Genomic DNA, 496 nt, shown 5'->3' with positions numbered 1-496 from the left:
ATCTAAATCAATAATAATTGCATTTAGCTCTCTAGCATTCAATAAAGTATTAGCTTTTCCACGATAAGACAAGCCACTACACAAAGTATGATGATTATCATAAATATAATTTTCAAAATCTTCTTCCCAAGTATCATCTAACATAATTCTTCTTCGATAAGTTTTTTCAGAATTATCTTCATCGTGATACAAATAAACAGCATTTGCTTTCCAATGATTCTTATCAGTATTATATTCTCCAGTTTTTTGATTATTAGGAAAAATATATCGATAAAAATCCTCCCCCTCCACCTCATCATAATTAGTCGTTAAATACCAAATAAGTTCATCATAATTGCTTCCTGGATTCTCAATATATGACACCACTCTCACCTCATTTATTTTAAATAACACTAACTAAATATTTTCTATAACTGATACTTCATAAGATAATAACGCTAATTTATGGCACTCACTACAACCATACTCTTCTTAAGCAAAGAAGGGGAAGAATAGA

Annotated in this window: 1 protein-coding gene; it reads right to left on the bottom strand. The window is 29.2% G+C overall.

All coding sequences use genetic code 11. From position 1 onward, the window contains the following. On the bottom strand, positions 1 to 363 hold a 363-nt coding region (locus QP381_RS08510; RefSeq protein ID WP_285068499.1), incomplete at its 3' end, for a hypothetical protein. Positions 364 to 496: the final 133 nt, after the last annotated feature.

Origin of the sequence: Pauljensenia sp. UMB6358, from assembly GCF_030216865.1 — a bacterium.
In the GTDB taxonomy this organism is placed as follows: Bacteria; Actinomycetota; Actinomycetes; order Actinomycetales; family Actinomycetaceae; genus Pauljensenia; species Pauljensenia turicensis_A.
Note: the sequence above shows the minus strand (reverse complement) of the source record. Positions and strands in the feature narration are given on the sequence as shown.